Source organism: Roseovarius sp., from assembly GCF_965228755.1.
Taxonomy (GTDB): Bacteria; Pseudomonadota; Alphaproteobacteria; order Rhodobacterales; family Rhodobacteraceae; genus Roseovarius.
Genome location: NZ_CBDDIG010000009.1, coordinates 172,068 through 190,575 on the forward strand (window position 1 = coordinate 172,068; position 18,508 = coordinate 190,575).

Below are 18,508 nucleotides of genomic sequence, written 5' to 3' on the forward strand. Positions count from 1 at the left end.
GGGCGGTCTTCAGCTCTCCAATGATTTCCATATCGAATACCTGCACATAAGCCGGTCGGTTGCCACGACAAGGACGACGAGAATGGCGAACAGCCACGCCGCCGGTCCGTAGACCACGTCCGCCATGTCGCTCAGCTTGACCAGCGCCACGGCACAGCCGATCGCGAATATCTCGGCCATCGACCAGGGCACCAGCGCCTCGGAGATCGCGAAGGCCTTACGCGCCAGCGGCGCCGGCGGTTTGTCGCGGATGATGGGGAATAGAACATAGATCAACAGGCACAGCCGTATGGCGGGAACGACGACGATGAAGAAAAGCACCGCCAGCGACAGAAGCGTCAGGTTGCCCGAGAACGTGAGCGCCGTCTGAAGAATCGAGGCATCGTGGTGCAGACCGGCGGCCCCGATCGACAGGAACGGGAATGTGCAGGCCGCGACAATCAGGATCAGCACGGTGAGGGCGAGCGCGATCAACTGCTTGCCCGCCTTGCGCCTCGGCGAGATCAGCACGGTATGACACCGGGCACAGACCGCGCGCTCATGCGAAGCCACCCGCGGCACGCGATAGACGAGATCGCAGTTCGGACAGCCGATCAGTTCCGCGCCATGCGGGCCATGCGGATCGAGGGAACCGGTGCTGTGCAAGTCGTTTCCTTCCGCCCCTGCTGCGGGGTCGTTATGCCGTTCCCGCAATCGAACCTCCATATCCCGATGACAAACAATCCTGCCGGCCATTTACCTAGTGCTGGCGCGACAAGAATCACATTGGCCCGGTTACTTATAAGTGATGTTCCGCGGTCGGGGGGTGTTTGCGGTGCAGATTTCCGAGGCGGCTGGCTTGGGCCGGTCAATCATGACAAGATGAATCCCCATGATACCGTTCGTTCGTCTTGTCCTTTTTTGCCTGTTGTGCGGGCTCGGCATCGCAGCCGGCGCGCAGGAAGGCGATCAGCCGTGGTACGAGATGGACGGCCTCAACGAGGGCCTCGGAGCGGCGCCGCAACGGCTCGACCGTTCGACCCCCCGGGCCGCAATGCGCAGCTTCATCGACCTCACGAGGTCCGAGCGGTTCGACTGGGCGGCCCATACGCTCAACCTGTCGAACATTTCCGCGGGGCAGCAGGCCGACGAGGGGCCGAGACTTGCGGCGATGCTCGCCTCGGTCATCGAGCGGCGGATCTGGATCGACTGGAGCGGGCTTTCGGCCCGGCCGGACGCCATGATCGAAAGCGAAACCGGCAACAACCCCCGGGCCGGCGAAACCCGCAGGAACATTCGTATCGAGATGGTCGAGGTCGACGGCCGGGCCTACGAGGTGCGCCTCGCCCGCTACAAGGATGGCGATGAAGAACCGGTCTGGCTTTTCACTCCCCAAACCATCGACGACATCCCGGGGCTCTATGCGGAATTCGGGCCACGGCGGTTCGAGCAGTACCTGCCCGACAGCCTCAAGTCCCGTGCCGGCCCCCTCCGCGCCTGGGAATGGATCGCCCTGCCGCTTTACCTCGGGCTTCTCGGCCTGTTGCTCTGGGGCACGAACCGCTTTGTCGTGATGCTGTCGCGAAAGACGCCCCGCGCTTCCCTGCGGCAGGCCGTCGACCGGGCCGCAATGCCGCTGGCGCTCATGATCACGGCCTTCGTTGCCCAGCTTTTCCTTAATCTCGCTGTGTCCTTCTCGGGGCCTGTCACCAACGTGGTGCGGCCGGCCCTGGTCATCATCATGGTCTCGGGTTTGGGGATCGCCGCGCTGCGCGCGGTCGATGCCATCCTCGACCGGATCACGCTGCGGGTGGTGGGCGATATCGACGACACGAGAAGCCTCGACAAGCGAGAACTCTACACGTCGATCTTCGCCCTGCGGCGGATCATCGTGCTGTTCATGGTCGGCTTTGCCATCGTCTACGTCCTGCTGCGCCTGAACCTTTTCGAATCCATCGGCATGACCCTTCTGGCCTCGGCCGGCGTGCTTACCGTACTTCTGGGGATCGCGGGGCAGGCCGTTCTCGGCAACATCCTCGCCTCGCTCCAGATCGCGCTGGCCAAGCCGGTGCGCATCGGCGACAGCATTCTGTTCGAGGGCAACTGGGCCTATGTCGAAAGCATCTACTACACGTTCATCCGGCTGCGCACCTGGGACGAGCGGCGCATCGTGGTGCCGGTCCGTTACTTCGTCTCGAAACCGTTCGAGAACTGGTCGGTCCGGGATGCGCGGATCTACAGCACCATCCGGCTGGTTCTCGATCATTCGGCGGATATCGAAGAGCTGCGCGACAAGTTCATCGAGTTCGCCAAGGCACGGGACGGCGTGATCGACCACGACAAGCTCTGTGCCTATGTCTCGGGCCAGAGCTCGGAAGGGCAGGAAATGAGCTTCTACGTGATGTCGCCCGATCCGACGGCGGGCTGGGAGACCGAGATGCAGCTGCGCGAAGACATGCTGGCCTATATCCGCGAGCATCATCCCGACTGGTGGCCGCGCGAGCGGGTGGCCGGCGAAGGCGGCGCGGCGCGCCTGTCGTTCGACGCATCCTGACAAGGCAGCCGTCGCGGCACGGAGGTTTTTCCATCGCAGCCTGCCCGGCCGGGAACATTCCCGCCAAACCTGCGTTGCAACCTTCATGGCTGGTCTAAAATCCCCGGCTGATCCGGTTCTTCGGCTCGCCGTCATCGTCATCGCAGTGCTCATGTGCTTCGGCGTTCTCAAGCTCGCCGGGGACATATTCGCGCCCATGGTCCTGGGCATCGTGGCCGGCGTCATTCTCGCCCCGGTCACCGACTTTCTCGAACGCTGGAAGATACCGCCGGGCGTGGCCTCGGCCATCGTGCTGGCGATGGGCATCTCGGCGGTCGCCGTGATCGTCGTCCTGCTCGAACCGCTGGTCTGGCGGGTCGTGGACGAACTGCCGAGCATCAAGTGGGAGATCCGCTCGATCATCGAACAGTTCCGCGGTGTCATCCGCGGCCTCGACGCGATGAACGAAGAGGTGGGCCAGGCCCTCGGAACCGAGACGAACCAGGATGGCGAGGGAAAAGGCAAGGGCCCGATCCCCGATCCAACGGCCACGCTACTGCTGGCGCCCCTGGTCCTTGCACAGGTGCTGATCTTCGCCGGGACGCTGTTCTTCTTCCTGCTCACGCGCCGCGGCATCTACGTGTGGGTTTCGACCTGGATCGGCGACCGCCGCGACACGGTGATCATCAAGAAACGCTTCACGACGGCCGAGCGGCTGGTGGCACGCTACTTCCTTACCATTTCCATCATTAATGCCGGGCTCGGGGCGAGCCTTGCCGCGCTGATGATGGTGATCGGCCTGCCCGGTCCGCTGATCTGGGGCGTGGTTGCGGCGATGCTCAACTTCATCCTTTATCTCGGGCCGATCATGGTCATCGGCGGTCTTCTGTTGGCGGGCCTGATCGCCTTCGAAGGGCTGATGGTCTTTGCCCCCGCGGCGATCTTCCTGTGCCTCAACATGATCGAGTCGCAGTTCGTGACCCCGGCGATGGTCGGCAAGCACATCTCGGTCAACCCGCTGCTGATCTTTGCCTCGCTCGTGGTGTGGCTCTGGATGTGGGGGCCGATCGGCGGGATCGTGGCCATTCCGGTGCTGGTCATCGTGCTGGTGATGCTCGACATCTTCGACAGCGAAGGCCGTGCCCGCAAACGTCCGCCCCCGTCGGAACCGGAGCCCCCGGTCGCCTGAGCGTTCAGACGATTTCCTCGGGCATGCCGGGGACAGGCAGGGCGATCTCTCGCGCCGCGTCGGAATCGTAATGCACGAGGAACCCGCGCCGCTTTTCCGGTGGCAGGTCGGTATTCTCGTCGACCAGGCGTTTCCAGTGATCGAAGGCCGTCGAGGGGTCGAGAAACTCATCCCCCGCACCGGAGGACGGAAGCCAGTTTCCCATCACCCGCCTGCGCACCAGCTCGATGTGATCCGGCCGGTCGAACCACAGCCCGGTCTCGGTATCCCACCTCAGGCTGCGCCCGTTGAGGTTGGCCGACGACACGATCGCGCCGAATTCGTCAAAGATCGACACCTTGGAATGCACGTAGATCAGCGGCGCGTCTTCCAGCACGTCGCGCTCGTCGCTTTCCTGGCGGCGCGGCTGAACCGGCGCGGTGACAAGCAGCCGGTCCTCCCCGAAGGCCTGGCGGAGCCGGGTCAGGCACTTGATCTGCTGGTCCTCTCCGAACCGGGCGTCGAGGCCCCTGTTGCTGTCGAAGGCGATGTCTTCGGGCGCGGCGGGCAGGACTAGGAACAGCTTGAGCTCGGGGCACTGACGCGCCCGCCTGGCCAGTGCCCGCGCCAGCGGCTGGTGACGCAGAAACTGCGTTTCAAGGTAGATGAACTGGTTGGACCGGCCGACCGCCTCGAGGTGACGTTCTTCGATCTCGCGCAGCACGGTCTTGGGCGATACCCGGAAGGAGGCACGGTGACGCCGGCGCGACAGCGTGCGCAGAAAGCCGGGTGCGGCGGGCGGTGGCGACGCCTTCGCGGCAACGGTGTCGAGGAACGTGTCGAGATGCTTCTGCGCCGCTTCGACGACCGAGCCGGTCGCCATGACCTGAACGTCGTGCCAGGTCCGTTCAGGCGCGCGGCGGTGGCGCTTGTTGTCGTACCGGCGGTCGTTCAGATCGAGCCCGCCGATATAGAGCAGGCGGCGATCGAACACGGCCATTTTCTGATGATGGGTCGCCGGATAAAGATCGACGAGTTGAACGGGGAAACATAGGCTGCCATTGTCGTCTTCATAACAGATGCGGCGCAGTCGCGGCGTTTCCGACCGAAACCGGGCGCGTTCGTCCCCGTTCATGCCAAGCCAGGTCGTGTTCAGCTCCCGCAATTTCTGCCGCACGAAGGGAAAAAACACCATCTTCGGGACCAGCCCGGCCTTGGCATCATGCAACGCAATGACGAATTCGAGCTTCGCGCCATCATTCGCAAGTTCCTGTACGGCGACCATCTGGCGCTTGGTCTGCCATGCGAGCTGATGCAGTTCAGGGGCGGCGACCGGATCGAAATCCGTTACCACGATACGGATGGCGACACCCCGGTTCAGCGTCGCGATCATCAGGTCGAACCAGGTATCCCCCAGTTCGCGGGCCTCGTCTGAATGCAGCTTGGTCGTGAGGTCGAAAAGCCGGAAGCTGCCGGATATTTCGCGTTCGGCGTTCAAGAAGGCGCGTTCGAAGGCCGGATAGGCCTCCGCGGCCGTCACCATCACCTCGAGATCGCCGATCGTCCCGTCGCTTTCGCGCACATGAGCCACGGCCTCGTTCACCTCGCCTGATGCGTCCATCTCGATGCCAATCTTCGCTGCGCCAGCCTCAACTGTCGAGCCGCAAGCCATGCCCCTGGCCCGAAAAATCGCCCCCGCCATGTTTCAGGCGGGGGCTGTCACCCGCGGGACAACGGGTTGGCCAGGTCCATCGGCTTGGGGACGGGAGAGACCTGGTCAGAGGGGCGCGGTAGCGCCATGACTGGATTGAGAACGTCTCATCGAGGCGAAGGTTCCATGGAAACGAAGATTTTTTGCACTGACAGGATGTTCAACTTCAGGTTGCTCCGCTTGCCAACTGGCATCGGACCGACGCCGGTGAAACCCGTGCCCGGTGCCTGGGTCAGACCTTGGCCGACCGTGGCCCGAACAGAAGCCAGATGATGAAGCCGAGCAGTGGCAGGATCACGACAAGCAGCACCCACAAGACCTTGCGCCCAGTCGTGGCCGATGATCCGACGATCGACACAATGGCCCAAATGTCCAGGACCAATAGGATAAAGCCGCCAATTCCGGAAATTTCCAACATCATGCCTCCTGAGGATGTCTGCGGGCGCGACGCGTCTGTACCCGGTCAACGCTGGAATCCTGCGCGTACGCACTCCGTTATCAACTTTCCCGCCGGCCGAAATGTTCCATAAATTTTTCGGGTAAATTTTGCGCCCGAATGGAAACTAAAACGGCGCAAAGGGTGTTGGGTGGTTGCAAGCCGGGAATTCGCCCGGCCAAGCCATACTCAACTGGAAGGAGCGAAGATAATGAAACGTATTCTCATGACCACCGCGATTGCGGCCCTTGCTGCATCGCCGGTACTTGCAGCTTCGGAAACAGCCGACGACACCAGCGCCCAGGTGTCGGAATCGACGGACATGTCGCAAGAGGCGTCCAGCAGCAACGCCGAGAACGACGTGGTCGCCGATATGGAAGGAATGCAGGTTCGCGCTTCCGAGCTGATCGGCAAATCGGTTTACATTCTCGGCGAGGACGCCGAAGCCGAGGTTGCCGAAGAAGCGAGCGAACCGTCGGATGACTGGGAACGCATTGGCGAGATCGGTGATGTGATCATCTCCGGCGACGGCAAGATCGAGTCCGTCACGCTGGACGCAGGCGGCTTCCTTGGCATCAACGAGAAGCATGTCAGCGCTTCCCTGGACGAGCTGAAATTCGTAAGCGATTCGAGCGACGAAGCCGAAGCCGACGAGGAACGCGACTACTTCGTGGTCTTCACCGGCGACAAGACCGCTCTCGAGGATCGCGACCAGCTTGATCAGGCCGCTGTGCGTGATTCCGGCAGCAGCTTCTTCCGCGGTGAAGAGGCGCAAGACACCGCCAGCGCCGATATGGAAGAACCCGCCAGCGAAGAGACGGCCGACGCCGGCAACACCGACCTGAGCGAGCAGGCAGCCAACAACGAAGCGGCCGAAACCGAAGAAACCGACATGGCCGAAAGCGACAGCACGGACATGACCGCCGAGCAGGACAGCGAGCAGATGGCTGAGAATGACGCGGCCGAAAGCGAAGAGACTGACCTGACCTCGGAACAGATGGCCGAGAACGACGCCAATGCCGACATGGGTGACGAAACCGCCCAGCTCGACACCGAAGAGCGTGGCCAGTTGACGGCCGAAGAGCTTGAAGGCGTCTCCGTCTACGGCACCGAAGACGACCGTCTCGGCGAAATCTCCGATCTCGTCCTGAGCGACGACGGCAAGATTTCCCAAGTCATCGTCGATGTCGGTGGCTTCCTCGGGATTGGCGAAAAGCCGGTCGCACTTCCGTTCGAAGATCTGGAACTGCGCCGTTCCGATGACGAAGGCATGACCGGCGGCCTGCGCGCCACCACCGGTTACACCAGCGAAGAGCTGGAAGGCATGGAAAGCTGGGAAGGCTGAACCTGCCTTGACCGACTGACAATGAAGGCCGGGTCCGCATGGGCCCGGCCTTTTTCACATGTTCAGCGCGGTCTCAGGCCTGGATCATCTCCAGATACGTCTTGTAGAAGCCACGAATCCCCCATTCCATCTCGGCCAGCGGGCCGGGGCGGAAGTGGTAGGAGTTCACCCCTTCCTGATTGTGGCGGATGATGCGCTCGTCATCGAGCGAGGTCACATGCCAGAGCCACGTCAGATCCTGCGTGGCATAGTCTTTCGGCTCCTCCGCATCCCCACGCACGAACCAGATCACCTCGATATCCGTTTCCTGCAGGCCACGCGGCAGGAAGCGGTAGCCGACCACGTGATCGGCATAGACGAGGAGGTTGTTGAGCGGTCCGAGCTGAATGTCCGTCGCCCCGCCATCGAACCCGGTCAGGCTGCCCAACAGGGGCGCCAGCGGCGTGCCATCGCGGCTTCCGGTCTGGTAGCCTTCGTAAAGCGGATACCGGCGGTAATAGACATCCGCCCCCAGCCCCGCCGCATTGGCCCCGGTTTCGTTCAGGATGGCCGTCGGCAGGCCGATCCCCTCGGACCGCTTCTTGAGCGGCTCGACCAGTTTTTCCATGTCCTGCGGCGCCTTGAGCGTGTGAGACTTGGCATATTCCTGGTGCGAGGGGGCGCAGTGATAGCACTCCATGTAATTCTCCAGCGCCAGCTTCCAGTTGGCCGGCACGGGATAGACCGCCTTGTGCGCGATCTTCATGTTCTCCAACCCGAACGGTTCGCTCAGCGGCGCCAGCCGGTCGAGCCCGTCCTGAATGGGCGGCGGATCGTCGGCCGTGCAGACGAGGATCAGGCCCTGGAACACGATGACATGCGCCGGGAAGAGGCCATAGTCGGCCGGGTCGAACTCCTGCCCCATCGCCCGGCCCGAGCGCAACTTGCCGGACAGCTCGAACGTCCAGGCGTGGTAGGGACAGACGAACAGCCGCGCCTTCCCCTCCCGCTCGACACAGACGCGGGAGCCGCGATGCCGGCAGACGTTGAGATGTGCGCGCACCTCTCCATCGCGGTCGCGGACAACGATGATCGATTCCGGGCCATAGTCGAACAGGAAATAGTCGCCCGGCTCGGGAATCTGGCTGACATGGCCGACCCAGAGCCAGCTTCGATTCCAATAGGCTTCGATGTCGCGTTCGTAGATCTCGCGCGAGGTGTAGAATTCGCGCGGCAGCGCGAAGCCTTCCACGGGTGACTGGATCAGGCGGGCGAATTCGTCGGTATGCTGCAACATGGTGCTGACCTCATCCTTCTATGGCGGTGATTTCACGACGGAAGTATTCCTGCTCGACCTCCTCGGCCGGTCGTTCGAAATTGCGGGCCGCGCGGTGGCCGGAATAGACGGCATCGGCGATCAGACCCGGCGCGGCGGCGTCGCCGATCAATTCGACATGGGACAGGTCCGGATGCCCGCGCAGCTCGTCGTAGAGGCTCGTCACCCTGTCCCGGCGCGTCACCAGAAGGGCCGTGCCACAGTCGATCTCCGACGTCTGCCCGGTATAGACACAAGCCAGACGGCAAACGGAAGTTTCGACACCGGCAACGGCCTGCGCCGTCAGGATCGTTACCCCCCGTTCCAGCAGGCTTTTCTGCACCCGCCCCTGTTCAAGCGTCAGCTCGGTGAAGGGCGAAACCATATTGGCGGTCGTGACGAACGTCACCTCGCACCCCTGGTCCGCCAGTTGCGTGGCCAGCACACCGGCAAGATACCCATGGTCGTCGTCGTAGATCACCAGCGGCCCAGGCCCGGGCCTGATGCCGTCCATCACGTCATCCGGCGTCATCACCATGGTCTCGTCGGCGATCTCTATCCCGAACCGTGCCGTGCGCCCCTGCCCGTCCCGCCGCCAGCGCGCACCGGTGGCGAGAAACACGTTCGGCACGCCCAGTTCGAGCACCTCGTCGCGGCCCAGCGGGCTGTCGGTGAAGATATCGACATTGCCACGCTGCTGCAGGTCGCCGAGACGGTAATCCATCACCCGCCCCCATGCGGCCAGCCCGTTCAGCCCGGCCTCGCGCCGCACCCGGCCGCCTAGCTCCTTGCCGGCCTCGGCCAGCGTCACGTGATAGCCGCGTCGCGCAAGCTGCATGGCGCATTCCAGCCCGGCCGGGCCCGACCCCACCACCAGCGCCGCCTCTTCCCTGCCCTTCGCGCCGATTGTCTCGGGATGCCAGCCGCGGCGCCACTCCTCGCCCATCGTCGGGTTCTGGGTGCAGCGGATCGGCACACCCTGCGAATCCGCCGAGACGCAGATATTGCAGCCGATGCATTCCCTGATCTGGTCGATCCGCCCCTCCTCGATCTTCTTCGGCAGGAACGGGTCGGAAATCGACGGGCGCGCCGCACCGATCATGTCTAGCACGCCCTTGCGCACCAGCGACGCCATCATGTCGGGCGAGGTGAAGCGGCCGACCCCCACAACCGGCTTGCTGGTGATCTGCTTCACGGCCTCGAGGTATTTCGTCTGATAGCCATCTTCCGGCTGGAACCGCGTGGTCTGCGAATCGTTGGGCCAGTCGGCGACGTTGACGTCCCACAGGTCCGGCAGTTCGGCCAGCAGTTCGACCACGCCACGCCCCTCTTCCTCGGCCTGCATCCCGTCGGTGCCCTGCATCTCGTCGATGGCAAACCGGAACGCCACGCCGCACTTGCCCTCTGCAATCTCCAGCGTGTCCTCGAGCAATTCCCGCGTCAGGCGCACGCGGTTCTCGAGGCTGCCGCCATATTCATCCATCCGGTCGTTATGCTGGGGCAGCAGGAAGTGATGCGGGATGGTCATGTGGTGGCCGGCATAGACATAGATGATGTCGAACCCCGCCTTCATCGCTCGGCGCGCCGCATCGCGGTGCCAGCGGCGCAGGTTGCGGATATCCTCCTTGTCCATCGCCCGCGCCTGTGGCGCGAAGCCCGCGTCGACGATGGAATCGCTCGGCGCCAGCGCCGGCGCCCGGCTCAGCAGGTTGGGCGCATGGCTGCCGTTATGGGCCAGTTCGATTCCGGCCAGCGATCCGTGCGCGTGGATCGCATCGGTCATCAGCCGCAGGCCAGGAATATCGCGGTCATCCCACAGCCGCCCCTCGGCAAAGGGCGACAGATCCGAGGTCGGATGGATTTCCGTTTCCTGGTTGCACACCACGGCCCAGCCACCCTCGGCCTTCATGCCGCGCATCGCCGCCTCGGCCCGGGGCCGCTGATAGCCCATGCCGTTGCAATGCGGCACCTGGTAGAACCGGTTGCGCGCGGTCACCGGCCCGATGCGGACCGGCTCGAACAGGATGTCATAAGGGGTCGCGCGGGTGGTCATGGGCGCCGTCATTCCTTGCCAGGGGTGTCTATAGGGGGCGACCTCGCCGCCCCCGTCTTTCTACGCGATCAGAAGCCCGATTTGATACGCTCGAATTCCTGAAGCATCTTGGCTTCAAGCTCGGGCTCCACCGCGTCGAAGAACAGGCTGTTGTCGAACAGCGCCTGCGGATCGTCGAAGCCGTAGGTCTTGATCAGCTCCTGGTCCGAGATCTCGAAGGCTTCCGAGTTGGAATGCGGATAGCCCCAGCTTTCGATGATGTACTTGCCGCTGTCCGGCTGGGTCAGCGCGTTGAGCATGTCATAGACCTGCTCTTCCGGCGCGTCGGCATTCGACAGATGCACGTATCCGCAGACCCACGTGGCGATGCCCTTCCCCTCGCCGCGCATCATCTGGGCCGGCACCTCGTTCCAGATCAGGTTCAGCTCGGTCTGGTTCCACGCCCAGCCCGCCACCACCTCGCCCGAGGCCAGCGCCTGGTCAAGCTGGCCGGCATCGGACCAGTAGAACCGCACGTTGGGATGCACGGCGCGCAGGAAGTCCGAGGCCTTCTTGAACTCCTCGTCGCTCATGTTGGTGTAGTTGTCGGCCACTCCGGCGCCCAGCGCGGCCATCGCATAGGCCGAGGAGGCCGCATCGGGGATCGCCACCTTGCCCTGGAACTCGGGCTTGGTCAGCGCCTGCAACGAAATCTCGTCCTCCGGCACCTCGTCGGTACGATAGATCAGGCCGGTATTGCCCCATTCGAACGGCACCATCCACGTCTCGCCGTCGAAGGTGATCCCGTCGACCTCCTTGATCGTGGGCAGCATGGCGTCCCAGTTGTCCAGCTTCGAAGTGTCGATCGGCTGGATCAGGCCGGCCGCCGCCCACTTGCGCGTGGCGTCGGTGCAGGGGTGGGCGAGATCGGCCTCGAACCCCGATTGCAGCTTGGTGAACGCCTCTTCTTGGCTGCCGAAATAGGAATAGGTCGGCGCGCTGCCATGCTTCTCGACATAGGCGCCGAAGAAGCCGGGGTCTTCGTAGCCCGACCAGTCAAACACCGTCAGGTCCGAGCCTTCGGCGTTCGCGATACCTGCCACGAGGCAGGCGGCGGCAGTTAGGGTAAGTGCCTTGTAGGTCATTTTGAATTCTCCCTGGATCATTATCTTTCTGGGGTCTTGTCACTGCCAAGGTCGATGACCGAGGCGTTTTGCACACCGATGAAAACCGCGTCCCCGCGGGCGAAATCGACGGTGTGGAAATGGTTGGGCACGGCCACGGCGAGCGTCTTCTCCACGCCCGGCGCACGCACGTGGTAATGCACGCTTTCGCCGTAAAAGGCGACGTTCTCGACCTCGGCCCTGAGCGTGGCGTCATAGCCCGACGGCACCTCGCGGGCGATCTCGAGCTGCTCGGGCCGGATGCCCAGCATCAGGTCGCGCCCCCGGGCGGTGACGTTGGGGTTGCGCTCGACCGTCAGCTTGCCGAAGCCCGGCACATCGGCGCGGATCGCATCGCCGGATTGATCCGCACTCTTCGCGGGCAGGAAGTTCATCCCCCCGATGAAGGCCGCCACCTCACGGTTGGCGGGCCTTGCATACAGCGTCGCCGGCGCGTCCACCTGTTCCAGCCGGCCGTTGAACATCACCCCAATCCGGTCGGACATGGTCATCGCCTCGTACTGGTCATGGGTGACCATGACGAAGGTGATGCCGATGGATTGCTGCAGGCGCCGCAGCTCCAGTTGCATCGCCTCGCGCAGGTTCTTGTCGAGCGCCGACAGCGGCTCGTCCAGCAGCAGCACCTTGGGCCGCATCACCAGCGCCCTTGCCAGTGCCACCCGCTGCCGCTGGCCGCCCGACAGCTCGTCGGCCTTGCGGCCCTGCAGCCCGCCCAGTTCGACCATCTCCAGCGCCTCGGCGATCCGTGCCTTGCGGTCGGCGCGCGAAAGGCCCTGCTTGACCAGCCCGAACCCCACGTTGTCGCCCACGTTGAGGTGCGGGAAGATGGCGTAGCTCTGGAACACCATGTTGGTCGGGCGCTTGTTGGCGGGAATATCCGCCATGTCCTGCCCGTCGATGCGCACGGTGCCCGCCGTCGGCTCCTGAAACCCCGCGATCATCCGCAAGGCGGTGGTCTTGCCACAACCCGACGGCCCCAGCAGCGAAAAGAACTCCCCCTGCTTCAGGCTGAGGTCGAGGTCGGTCACCGCCTTGAAGCTGCCAAAGGTCTTTTCGACACCGGAAAGTTCGATAATCGGTTGGTCGGTCATGAATGATCTCCCCTCATGTCCGCTTGGCCGACCGGCGGCGGAAATATTCGGCGGTAACGAGCAGCAGGACGGAAAAGGCCAGCAGGCAGGAGCCCAGCGCCAGCGTGTTGGGCAGCTTCGCCGGGAAGCGGATCTGGCTCCAGATATAGACGGGCAGCGTGGGCTGATCCCCGGCCAGGAAGAAGGCAAGGATGAACTCGTCGAAGGAAACCGTGAAGGTCACCAGCAGGCTCGACACAATCCCCGGCGCCACGATCGGCAGGGTCACCCGGCGGAACGTGCCGATCACGGTCTCGCCCAGGTCATAGGCCGCTTCTTCCAGCGAGGGGTCGAACTCGTCGAAGGCCGACTTCATGATCGCCACGGCGAAGGGCACGGTCAGGAAGGTATGACCGAGGATCACCGCGGTCAGCGACGGCTTCAGCCCGACGGACAGGAACAGCACGAGGAAGGACGACGCCACGATGATCCCCGGCACCACCAGCGGTAACATCACCAGCGCCTCGGACATCTCTCTCCCGGTGAACCGATACCGCACGTAGGCCCGCGCCGCGAACAGCCCCAGCGAGGTGGCCAGAACCGCGCTGACCCCGCCCACGATCACGCTGTTCAGCAGTGAGCGCAGAAGCGCCTCCTGCCCCGCCAGCTCGGCATACCATTTGAGCGTGAACCCCTTGATCGGGAAGGCGACGATGGTGCCCTCGTTGAACGAGAAGAGCGGCAGAAGCAGCACCGGCGTGTAGAGGAACACGAGGTACAAGACCGCATAGGCCGACAGCCCGGGAAAGGATCGCAGCAAACGGCTCATCTGATCCTCCGAGCCATCAGGTTCGACAGCAGCACGAACCCGCCCGCCACCAGCCCCACCGCCAGCATCGCCATCAGCGACAGGGTGGCGCCCAGCGGCCAGTTGTTCGCCGCCCCGAACTGTACCTGGATCAGGTTGGCGATCATTTTGCCGTCCGACCCGCCGACCAGCGCGGGCGTCACGTAATCGCCTACGGTCGGGATGAAGATGATCAGGCAGGACGCAATGATGCCCGGCACCGTCAGCGGCAGGGTCACCCGCACGAACCGCTCCAGCTTGGAACAGCCGAGGTCGGTCGCCGCTTCCAGCAGGCTCCGGTCGATCTTCTGCAGCGAGACATAGATCGGCATGATGGCAAACGGCGCCCAGGCATGGGCCAGCGTCAGCACCACGGCGACCTCGTTATAAAGCAGGAAGGTCAGCGGCTCGTCGATCAGACCGACGGTCATCAGCGCGCTGTTCAGCACCCCGTTGAAGCCAAGGATCAGCTTCCACGAAAACACCCGCAGCAGGTAGCTCGTCCAGAACGGGATGGTGATCAGAAGCAGCCACAGCGTCTTGTGCCGGGTGCGGAAGGCGATGAAATACGCGATCGGATAAGCCAGCGCCACGGTCGCCGCCGTCACCAGCCCGGCAATCCAGACCGAGCGGACCAACAGGTGCCGCACCAACGGGTCTTCCAGCGCGAGGCGATAATTCTCCCACGTGAAGGTGCGGTCGATGCTGACATAGGTCTGCGTCCAGAAGCTGTAGACAACGAGGATACCCAGAGGCGCAGCCACCAGCAGGCCGACATACAGCGTCGCCGGCGCGCTGAGCGCCATTCCCTGCGAAGCCTCTGACCTGAGCCTGATCATGTGTTCCCCGAATACCGGCTTGTAAAATGGACGATCGTCCATTTAAATTGCTGGTATTATGTCATCCTGTCAATAGACTCGGTTGAAGGCGCTTGACCCAGGCGCGCGTTGACCGGAAAAAGGTAAAGAGAAACGGGGGTTTGGTTTGCCCGACAGTTCGGACAGCACCACAGATGACTCAACCGGCCGGCGGGCGCAGCTGCGTGAAAGGAATCGGTTCGCGCTGATCGAGGCGACGCTGGATTGCGTGGCCGAGATCGGCTACGCACGCACCTCGGTCAGCACCATCATCGACAAGGCCGGCTTGTCGCGCGGGATGATCCACCTGCATTTCAACGGCAAGGACGGGCTGATGGACGCGGCCGTTCAGCATGCCAGCGACCTCTACTACCAGAACCTCTACAAGCTGCTCGACAAGGTCCGCCCCTCGGCCTGGCCGCAGGAGCGCATCGAGGCGGTGATCCGCTCGGACCTGAGCGAGACGATCCTGAACCAGTACAACGTCCGTATCTGGTACGGCTTCCGCGGCGAGGCGCGCGAGCGCAAGTCGATCCGGACCTTCAGCGACACCCGCGACGTCCGCCTGCGCGGGCTGATGTTCGAGGCCTTCACGACAATTGCCGAGGCCTCCGGCGTGGATGACCCGGAACAGACGGCGCGCGACGCCACCCATGGCACGCTGGCCTTTCTCGAGGGAATGTGGGCCGACTACCTCATTCACCCGGATGCCTTCGACCGGGGCGAGGCCTGCCGCATCATCTTCCGCTTCCTGTCGGCCCTCTTCCCCGACCATTTCGACCTGACCGGCGCCAGGCCGAACGGGGCCTGAGCGTCAGAAACGCGAGCCTTCGGTGTTGCCGAACCATGCGTCGGGATAGGGATACCACCAGTCCTGCACCTTCGGCTTCCAGTCGATCACGCCCATCTTGGTCTGCCGGAACGCATCCAGCCCCAGCCGCGACAGCTCCCGCCCCAGCCCGGAGTTCTTCCACCCGCCGAAGGGCAGCGCGTCGTTGTCGATAAGCGGGTTGTTGACCCAGACCATCCCGGCCTCGAGCCGTTCATAGGCCTCCATCGCCTCCTCGAGGCTGGTGGTAAAGAGGCTCGCGCCAAGGCCGAACTCGCTGTCATTGGCGTGGCTCAACGCCTCCTCGAAGCTCTTCACCCGGCAGATGGCGGCCACCGGGCCGAACAGCTCTTCCCGCATGATATCCATGTCCGGCGTGACCTCCGTCAGCACCGTGGGCTCATAGAACCAGCCGGTATTGCGCCCCGGCGGCACCCGACCGCCGCAGACCAGCGTCGCCCCGTCGGCCACCGCCCCGTCGACCAGCCGCACGACCTTGTCGCGCGCCGCCTCTGTCACCAGCGGGCCGATCTCCGACACCTCCATGCCATTGCCAACCCGCAGCTTGCGCGCCATGTCGGCCAAACCCTCGACGAATTGGTCATGAACCGCATCATGGACATAGAACCGCTCGGTCGAAGTGCAGATCTGCCCCGACAGGTGGAACGCCGCCGTCGTCGCCCCCGACACTGCCACGTCAAGCGGCGCGTGGGACGACACGATCATCGGGTCGCTGCCGCCCGCCTCGATGATGCAGGGCTTGAGCTGTTCGGCACAGGCCACGTTGACCTTCTTCGCCGTCGCCACGCTGCCCGTAAATGCCACCACGTCGCTCTGCTTCGAGCGGATCAGCGCCTGCGCCGTCTCGCCCCCGCCGGTGATGCAGGACACGAGGCCGGCGGGCAGGTGGCGAAAATTCTCCATGAATTTCATCGTGGAAAGCGAGGTCAGCTCCGACGGCTTGACCACGCAGGCATTGCCCGAGGCGAGCGAGGCCGCCACCGTCCAGCACATCAGCAGGATGGGGAAGTTGTAAGGCACAATGTGGACGCTGACGCCATACGGAAAATACCGCGCGAACTGGAACGAGCCCGCCTGCGTGGTGCCGGGCAGCATGCCTCCCGAATCCCGCGCCATCTCGGCGAAGTAGCGGAAACAGCCGCCTACATTGGCAATCTCGCCCGTGGCTTCCGGGTAGGGCTTGCCCTGCTCCAGCACCATCAGCCGCGCCGCCTCTTCATGGTTGGCGGCGATGCTGTCGGCGACCTTGTGCAGGTAGCCTGCGCGGGTCAACTCGTCCATCGCGCCCCACGCCTTCTGCGCCTCACGCGCCCGGCGCAGGATATCCTCGGCTTCCTCCGGCGTGCCCATGGCAATGGCGCCTTCGCGGGCCAGCGTGGCGGGGTTGATCACGTCATGCGTGCCGCCCCCCTGCCCTGCCGGATGATAGGCGTTGCCATGAAAGAACTGGCGCCCGAACGGGTCGAAATCGGTCATCGTCATCCTTTCGGAATGTCGGGTCAGCGGATCATGTAGACCTTGCGCACCGTCTCGTGCACGCGGCAGGTGCCCTTCCAGTCCTGCTCGAAGAAGGCCACCGTGCCGGGGGTGATCTCGATCACCTCGCCATCGTCGCGGGTATAGGTCGCGCGGCCCTGCAGGAAGTGGCAGAACTCGTCACGCGTCACGTGGCAATCCCAGTAGCCCGGCGTACAGATCCAGATGCCGCATTCGCTTTGCCCCTCGGGGCCCTTGTGCAGCAGTACGCCCGAGGTGTGGGAATGCCCCTCGATCATCGTCGGGATCTCGCCCCAGTCGACGGTATCGGTGATCTTTTCGGGGTTCTGAAGTGTCGGTGTGGTCAAACTCGTCGCTCCTTGATGGGCGCCGGGCGCGACATGGCGCGCCCGGTCCAGCCCGTTTCAGCCGTAGGTTTTCTCAAGCAGATCGTTGAGGTACTTGGCCGCCACTTTCGGCCCGCCATTGCCCTGCATGTGCTTGCTGGTCGCCGCGCACCGCGCCTTCACCTCGGCATCGTTGAGGCACTTCTCGATGTTCGCGGCGAACTCCTCGTCGGTCCAGTTCATCCGGTGCATCTTGAAGCCGTGGCCGGTCTCCTGCACCCGCGTCGCGTTGTCGTGCCCGTCCCAGACATAGGGCATGATGATCGCCGGCTTGCCGAAATAGAGGCACTCGGTGAAGCTGTTGTTGCCGCCGTGATGGACAACCGCATCGACCAGCGGGATGACCGAGGGCTGGGGATACCAGCTTGCCACATGCACGTTCTTCGGCATCGTGGCCTTGTCGTACTCGGCCTCGTAGTCACCCACGTTGACCAGCGCGCGATAGGGCTGCTTGCCGAGGAAATCGATGATCTTCTTGATCTGGTCGGTATCCCCCGCGCCAAGGCTGCCGAACGAGACGTAGAGCAGCGGCTTGTCGTTGTAGTCGCCGAAATCCGGCACGTCATAGGGCTTTTCGGTCCGCACGCAGCCTTCGAGATACTTGAAACGGTCGGGGTCGAGCGGCTTTTCGCGGTTGAACTTCACCGGCGCGGGATAAAGCAGCAGGTTGAGGTAAGGGCTTTCCTCGAAGAACTCGCCGGTCGGGTACGGGTCTTCGCCGCATGTCTTGAGGAATGCGTTGAAGTCGTCATGCACCGGCTTGATGACCTCGTTGAACTTCTTGTTGAACGCCTCGTGACAGGCGGTGTCGTTCTCGCCGCAGCCGGAAAGGTGCGGCGGGATCGCCGGATCCGGGATCTCGTTCTCCGAGCAGGAGATGATGCGCACCCACGGCACGCCGTATTGCTTGGTGGCGGGGTAGAGCACCACGTTGTCGATGCAGATCAGGTCGGGCTTGATCTCCTTCAGGATGCCCGGAAGCTCTTTCTCGGCCCATTTCGAGGTGTCGACGATCGCCTCCCAGCATTCCTTCACGTAGTTATCGATCTGCTCATAGGGCGTGAGGTTGAAGTTGGGGATGTGGCCGTTGATGAAATCCGACCAGTATTTCGCCATCTGCTCGGGTGGCATGGGTTCGGACATGTTCACGTGGTGCTCTTCGAAGCCATAGTCGGCAAAGACGCCGGTAAAGCCCGGATCGGTGATGAAGACGCAGCGATGGCCCATGTCGCGGCAGGCCTGCGCGATGCCCACCGAGTTGAGCGCCGGGCCGAAGGCGGCCTCGGGGAAGAAGGCGATGGTTTTCTGGTCTGTCATGG

General features: G+C 63.6%; 16 protein-coding genes. 4 read left to right on the top strand and 12 right to left on the bottom strand.

The window, feature by feature from the left end:
- Positions 1-9: 9 nt before the first annotated feature.
- Positions 10-645, bottom strand: coding sequence for a paraquat-inducible protein A (locus tag ACO07J_RS17175; protein ID WP_422031180.1), 636 nt, complete (start codon positions 643-645; stop codon positions 10-12).
- A gap of 226 nt (positions 646-871) precedes the next feature.
- Between ACO07J_RS17175 and ACO07J_RS17180 the strand changes: the two genes are divergently transcribed.
- Both ACO07J_RS17180 and ACO07J_RS17185 read left to right on the top strand, forming a co-directional pair.
- The gene (locus ACO07J_RS17180; protein WP_422031182.1) at positions 872-2,533 is read left to right on the top strand and encodes a mechanosensitive ion channel family protein; all 1,662 of its coding nucleotides are present in this window, start codon (positions 872-874) and stop codon (positions 2,531-2,533) included.
- Positions 2,534-2,618: 85 nt separating this feature from the next.
- Positions 2,619-3,701, top strand: coding sequence for an AI-2E family transporter (locus ACO07J_RS17185; RefSeq protein ID WP_422031184.1), 1,083 nt, complete (start codon positions 2,619-2,621; stop codon positions 3,699-3,701).
- Between the two features lie 4 nt (positions 3,702-3,705).
- Here ACO07J_RS17185 and ACO07J_RS17190 read toward each other — a convergent pair whose 3' ends face one another.
- Positions 3,706-5,301: a phospholipase D family protein gene (locus ACO07J_RS17190; protein WP_422031186.1), complete on the bottom strand. Its 1,596-nt coding sequence runs from the start codon at positions 5,299-5,301 to the stop codon at positions 3,706-3,708.
- 322 nt (positions 5,302-5,623) lie between these two features.
- A complete protein-coding gene (locus ACO07J_RS17195) occupies positions 5,624-5,809 on the bottom strand; it encodes a PLDc N-terminal domain-containing protein (RefSeq protein ID WP_422031188.1) in 186 nt (61 codons plus the stop codon).
- 229 nt (positions 5,810-6,038) lie between these two features.
- Between ACO07J_RS17195 and ACO07J_RS17200 the strand changes: the two genes are divergently transcribed.
- On the top strand, positions 6,039-7,172 hold the full coding sequence (locus ACO07J_RS17200; RefSeq protein WP_422031190.1) for a PRC-barrel domain-containing protein: 1,134 nt from the start codon (positions 6,039-6,041) through the stop codon (positions 7,170-7,172).
- Between the two features lie 73 nt (positions 7,173-7,245).
- Here ACO07J_RS17200 and ACO07J_RS17205 read toward each other — a convergent pair whose 3' ends face one another.
- From ACO07J_RS17205 to ACO07J_RS17230, 6 genes are all read right to left on the bottom strand, one after another.
- Positions 7,246-8,448, bottom strand: a complete 1,203-nt coding sequence (locus ACO07J_RS17205; protein WP_422031192.1) for an aromatic ring-hydroxylating oxygenase subunit alpha — start codon at positions 8,446-8,448, stop codon at positions 7,246-7,248.
- A gap of 10 nt (positions 8,449-8,458) precedes the next feature.
- Positions 8,459-10,519 (bottom strand): FAD-dependent oxidoreductase, encoded by a 2,061-nt coding sequence (locus ACO07J_RS17210; protein WP_422031194.1) that lies wholly within the window; start codon positions 10,517-10,519, stop codon positions 8,459-8,461.
- A 68-nt stretch (positions 10,520-10,587) separates the two neighbouring features.
- On the bottom strand, positions 10,588-11,643 hold the full coding sequence (locus ACO07J_RS17215; protein WP_422031196.1) for an ABC transporter substrate-binding protein: 1,056 nt from the start codon (positions 11,641-11,643) through the stop codon (positions 10,588-10,590).
- Between the two features lie 20 nt (positions 11,644-11,663).
- Positions 11,664-12,773, bottom strand: coding sequence for an ABC transporter ATP-binding protein (locus tag ACO07J_RS17220; protein WP_422031198.1), 1,110 nt, complete (start codon positions 12,771-12,773; stop codon positions 11,664-11,666).
- A gap of 13 nt (positions 12,774-12,786) precedes the next feature.
- Positions 12,787-13,581 carry an ABC transporter permease gene (locus ACO07J_RS17225; protein ID WP_422031200.1) on the bottom strand — a complete coding sequence of 265 codons (795 nt, stop codon included), beginning with the start codon at positions 13,579-13,581 and terminating at the stop codon, positions 12,787-12,789.
- Positions 13,578-14,438: an ABC transporter permease gene (locus ACO07J_RS17230; protein WP_422031202.1), complete on the bottom strand. Its 861-nt coding sequence runs from the start codon at positions 14,436-14,438 to the stop codon at positions 13,578-13,580. The genes ACO07J_RS17225 and ACO07J_RS17230 overlap by 4 nt, the downstream gene beginning before the upstream one ends.
- A 145-nt stretch (positions 14,439-14,583) precedes the next feature.
- Here ACO07J_RS17230 and ACO07J_RS17235 point away from each other — a divergent pair, with 145 nt between their 5' ends.
- Positions 14,584-15,267, top strand: coding sequence for a TetR/AcrR family transcriptional regulator (locus ACO07J_RS17235; protein ID WP_422031204.1), 684 nt, complete (start codon positions 14,584-14,586; stop codon positions 15,265-15,267).
- A 3-nt stretch (positions 15,268-15,270) separates the two neighbouring features.
- On the opposite strand, the gene ACO07J_RS17240 is transcribed toward ACO07J_RS17235, so the two are convergent.
- The 3 genes from ACO07J_RS17240 to ACO07J_RS17250 are packed head-to-tail and all read right to left on the bottom strand — an operon-like array spanning position 15,271 to position 18,506.
- Positions 15,271-16,782, bottom strand: a complete 1,512-nt coding sequence (locus ACO07J_RS17240) for an aldehyde dehydrogenase family protein (protein ID WP_422031206.1) — start codon at positions 16,780-16,782, stop codon at positions 15,271-15,273.
- A 23-nt stretch (positions 16,783-16,805) separates the two neighbouring features.
- Positions 16,806-17,150: a cupin domain-containing protein gene (locus ACO07J_RS17245; protein WP_422031208.1), complete on the bottom strand. Its 345-nt coding sequence runs from the start codon at positions 17,148-17,150 to the stop codon at positions 16,806-16,808.
- Positions 17,151-17,207: 57 nt separating this feature from the next.
- Entirely contained in the window at positions 17,208-18,506 is a 1,299-nt protein-coding gene (locus ACO07J_RS17250; protein ID WP_422031210.1) for a glycosyltransferase, read from the bottom strand.
- Positions 18,507-18,508 lie beyond the last annotated feature (2 nt).

Coding starts and splice junctions, on each gene's coding strand:
- ACO07J_RS17180 (WP_422031182.1), top strand. CDS start 872: ATGATACCGTTCGTTCGTCTTGTCCTTTTTTGCCTGTTGTGCGGGCTC.
- ACO07J_RS17185 (WP_422031184.1), top strand. CDS start 2,619: ATGGCTGGTCTAAAATCCCCGGCTGATCCGGTTCTTCGGCTCGCCGTC.
- ACO07J_RS17190 (WP_422031186.1), bottom strand. CDS start 5,301: ATGGACGCATCAGGCGAGGTGAACGAGGCCGTGGCTCATGTGCGCGAA.
- ACO07J_RS17195 (WP_422031188.1), bottom strand. CDS start 5,809: ATGTTGGAAATTTCCGGAATTGGCGGCTTTATCCTATTGGTCCTGGAC.
- ACO07J_RS17200 (WP_422031190.1), top strand. CDS start 6,039: ATGAAACGTATTCTCATGACCACCGCGATTGCGGCCCTTGCTGCATCG.
- ACO07J_RS17205 (WP_422031192.1), bottom strand. CDS start 8,448: ATGTTGCAGCATACCGACGAATTCGCCCGCCTGATCCAGTCACCCGTG.
- ACO07J_RS17210 (WP_422031194.1), bottom strand. CDS start 10,519: ATGACCACCCGCGCGACCCCTTATGACATCCTGTTCGAGCCGGTCCGC.
- ACO07J_RS17215 (WP_422031196.1), bottom strand. CDS start 11,643: ATGACCTACAAGGCACTTACCCTAACTGCCGCCGCCTGCCTCGTGGCA.
- ACO07J_RS17220 (WP_422031198.1), bottom strand. CDS start 12,773: ATGACCGACCAACCGATTATCGAACTTTCCGGTGTCGAAAAGACCTTT.
- ACO07J_RS17225 (WP_422031200.1), bottom strand. CDS start 13,581: ATGAGCCGTTTGCTGCGATCCTTTCCCGGGCTGTCGGCCTATGCGGTC.
- ACO07J_RS17230 (WP_422031202.1), bottom strand. CDS start 14,438: ATGATCAGGCTCAGGTCAGAGGCTTCGCAGGGAATGGCGCTCAGCGCG.
- ACO07J_RS17240 (WP_422031206.1), bottom strand. CDS start 16,782: ATGACCGATTTCGACCCGTTCGGGCGCCAGTTCTTTCATGGCAACGCC.
- ACO07J_RS17250 (WP_422031210.1), bottom strand. CDS start 18,506: ATGACAGACCAGAAAACCATCGCCTTCTTCCCCGAGGCCGCCTTCGGC.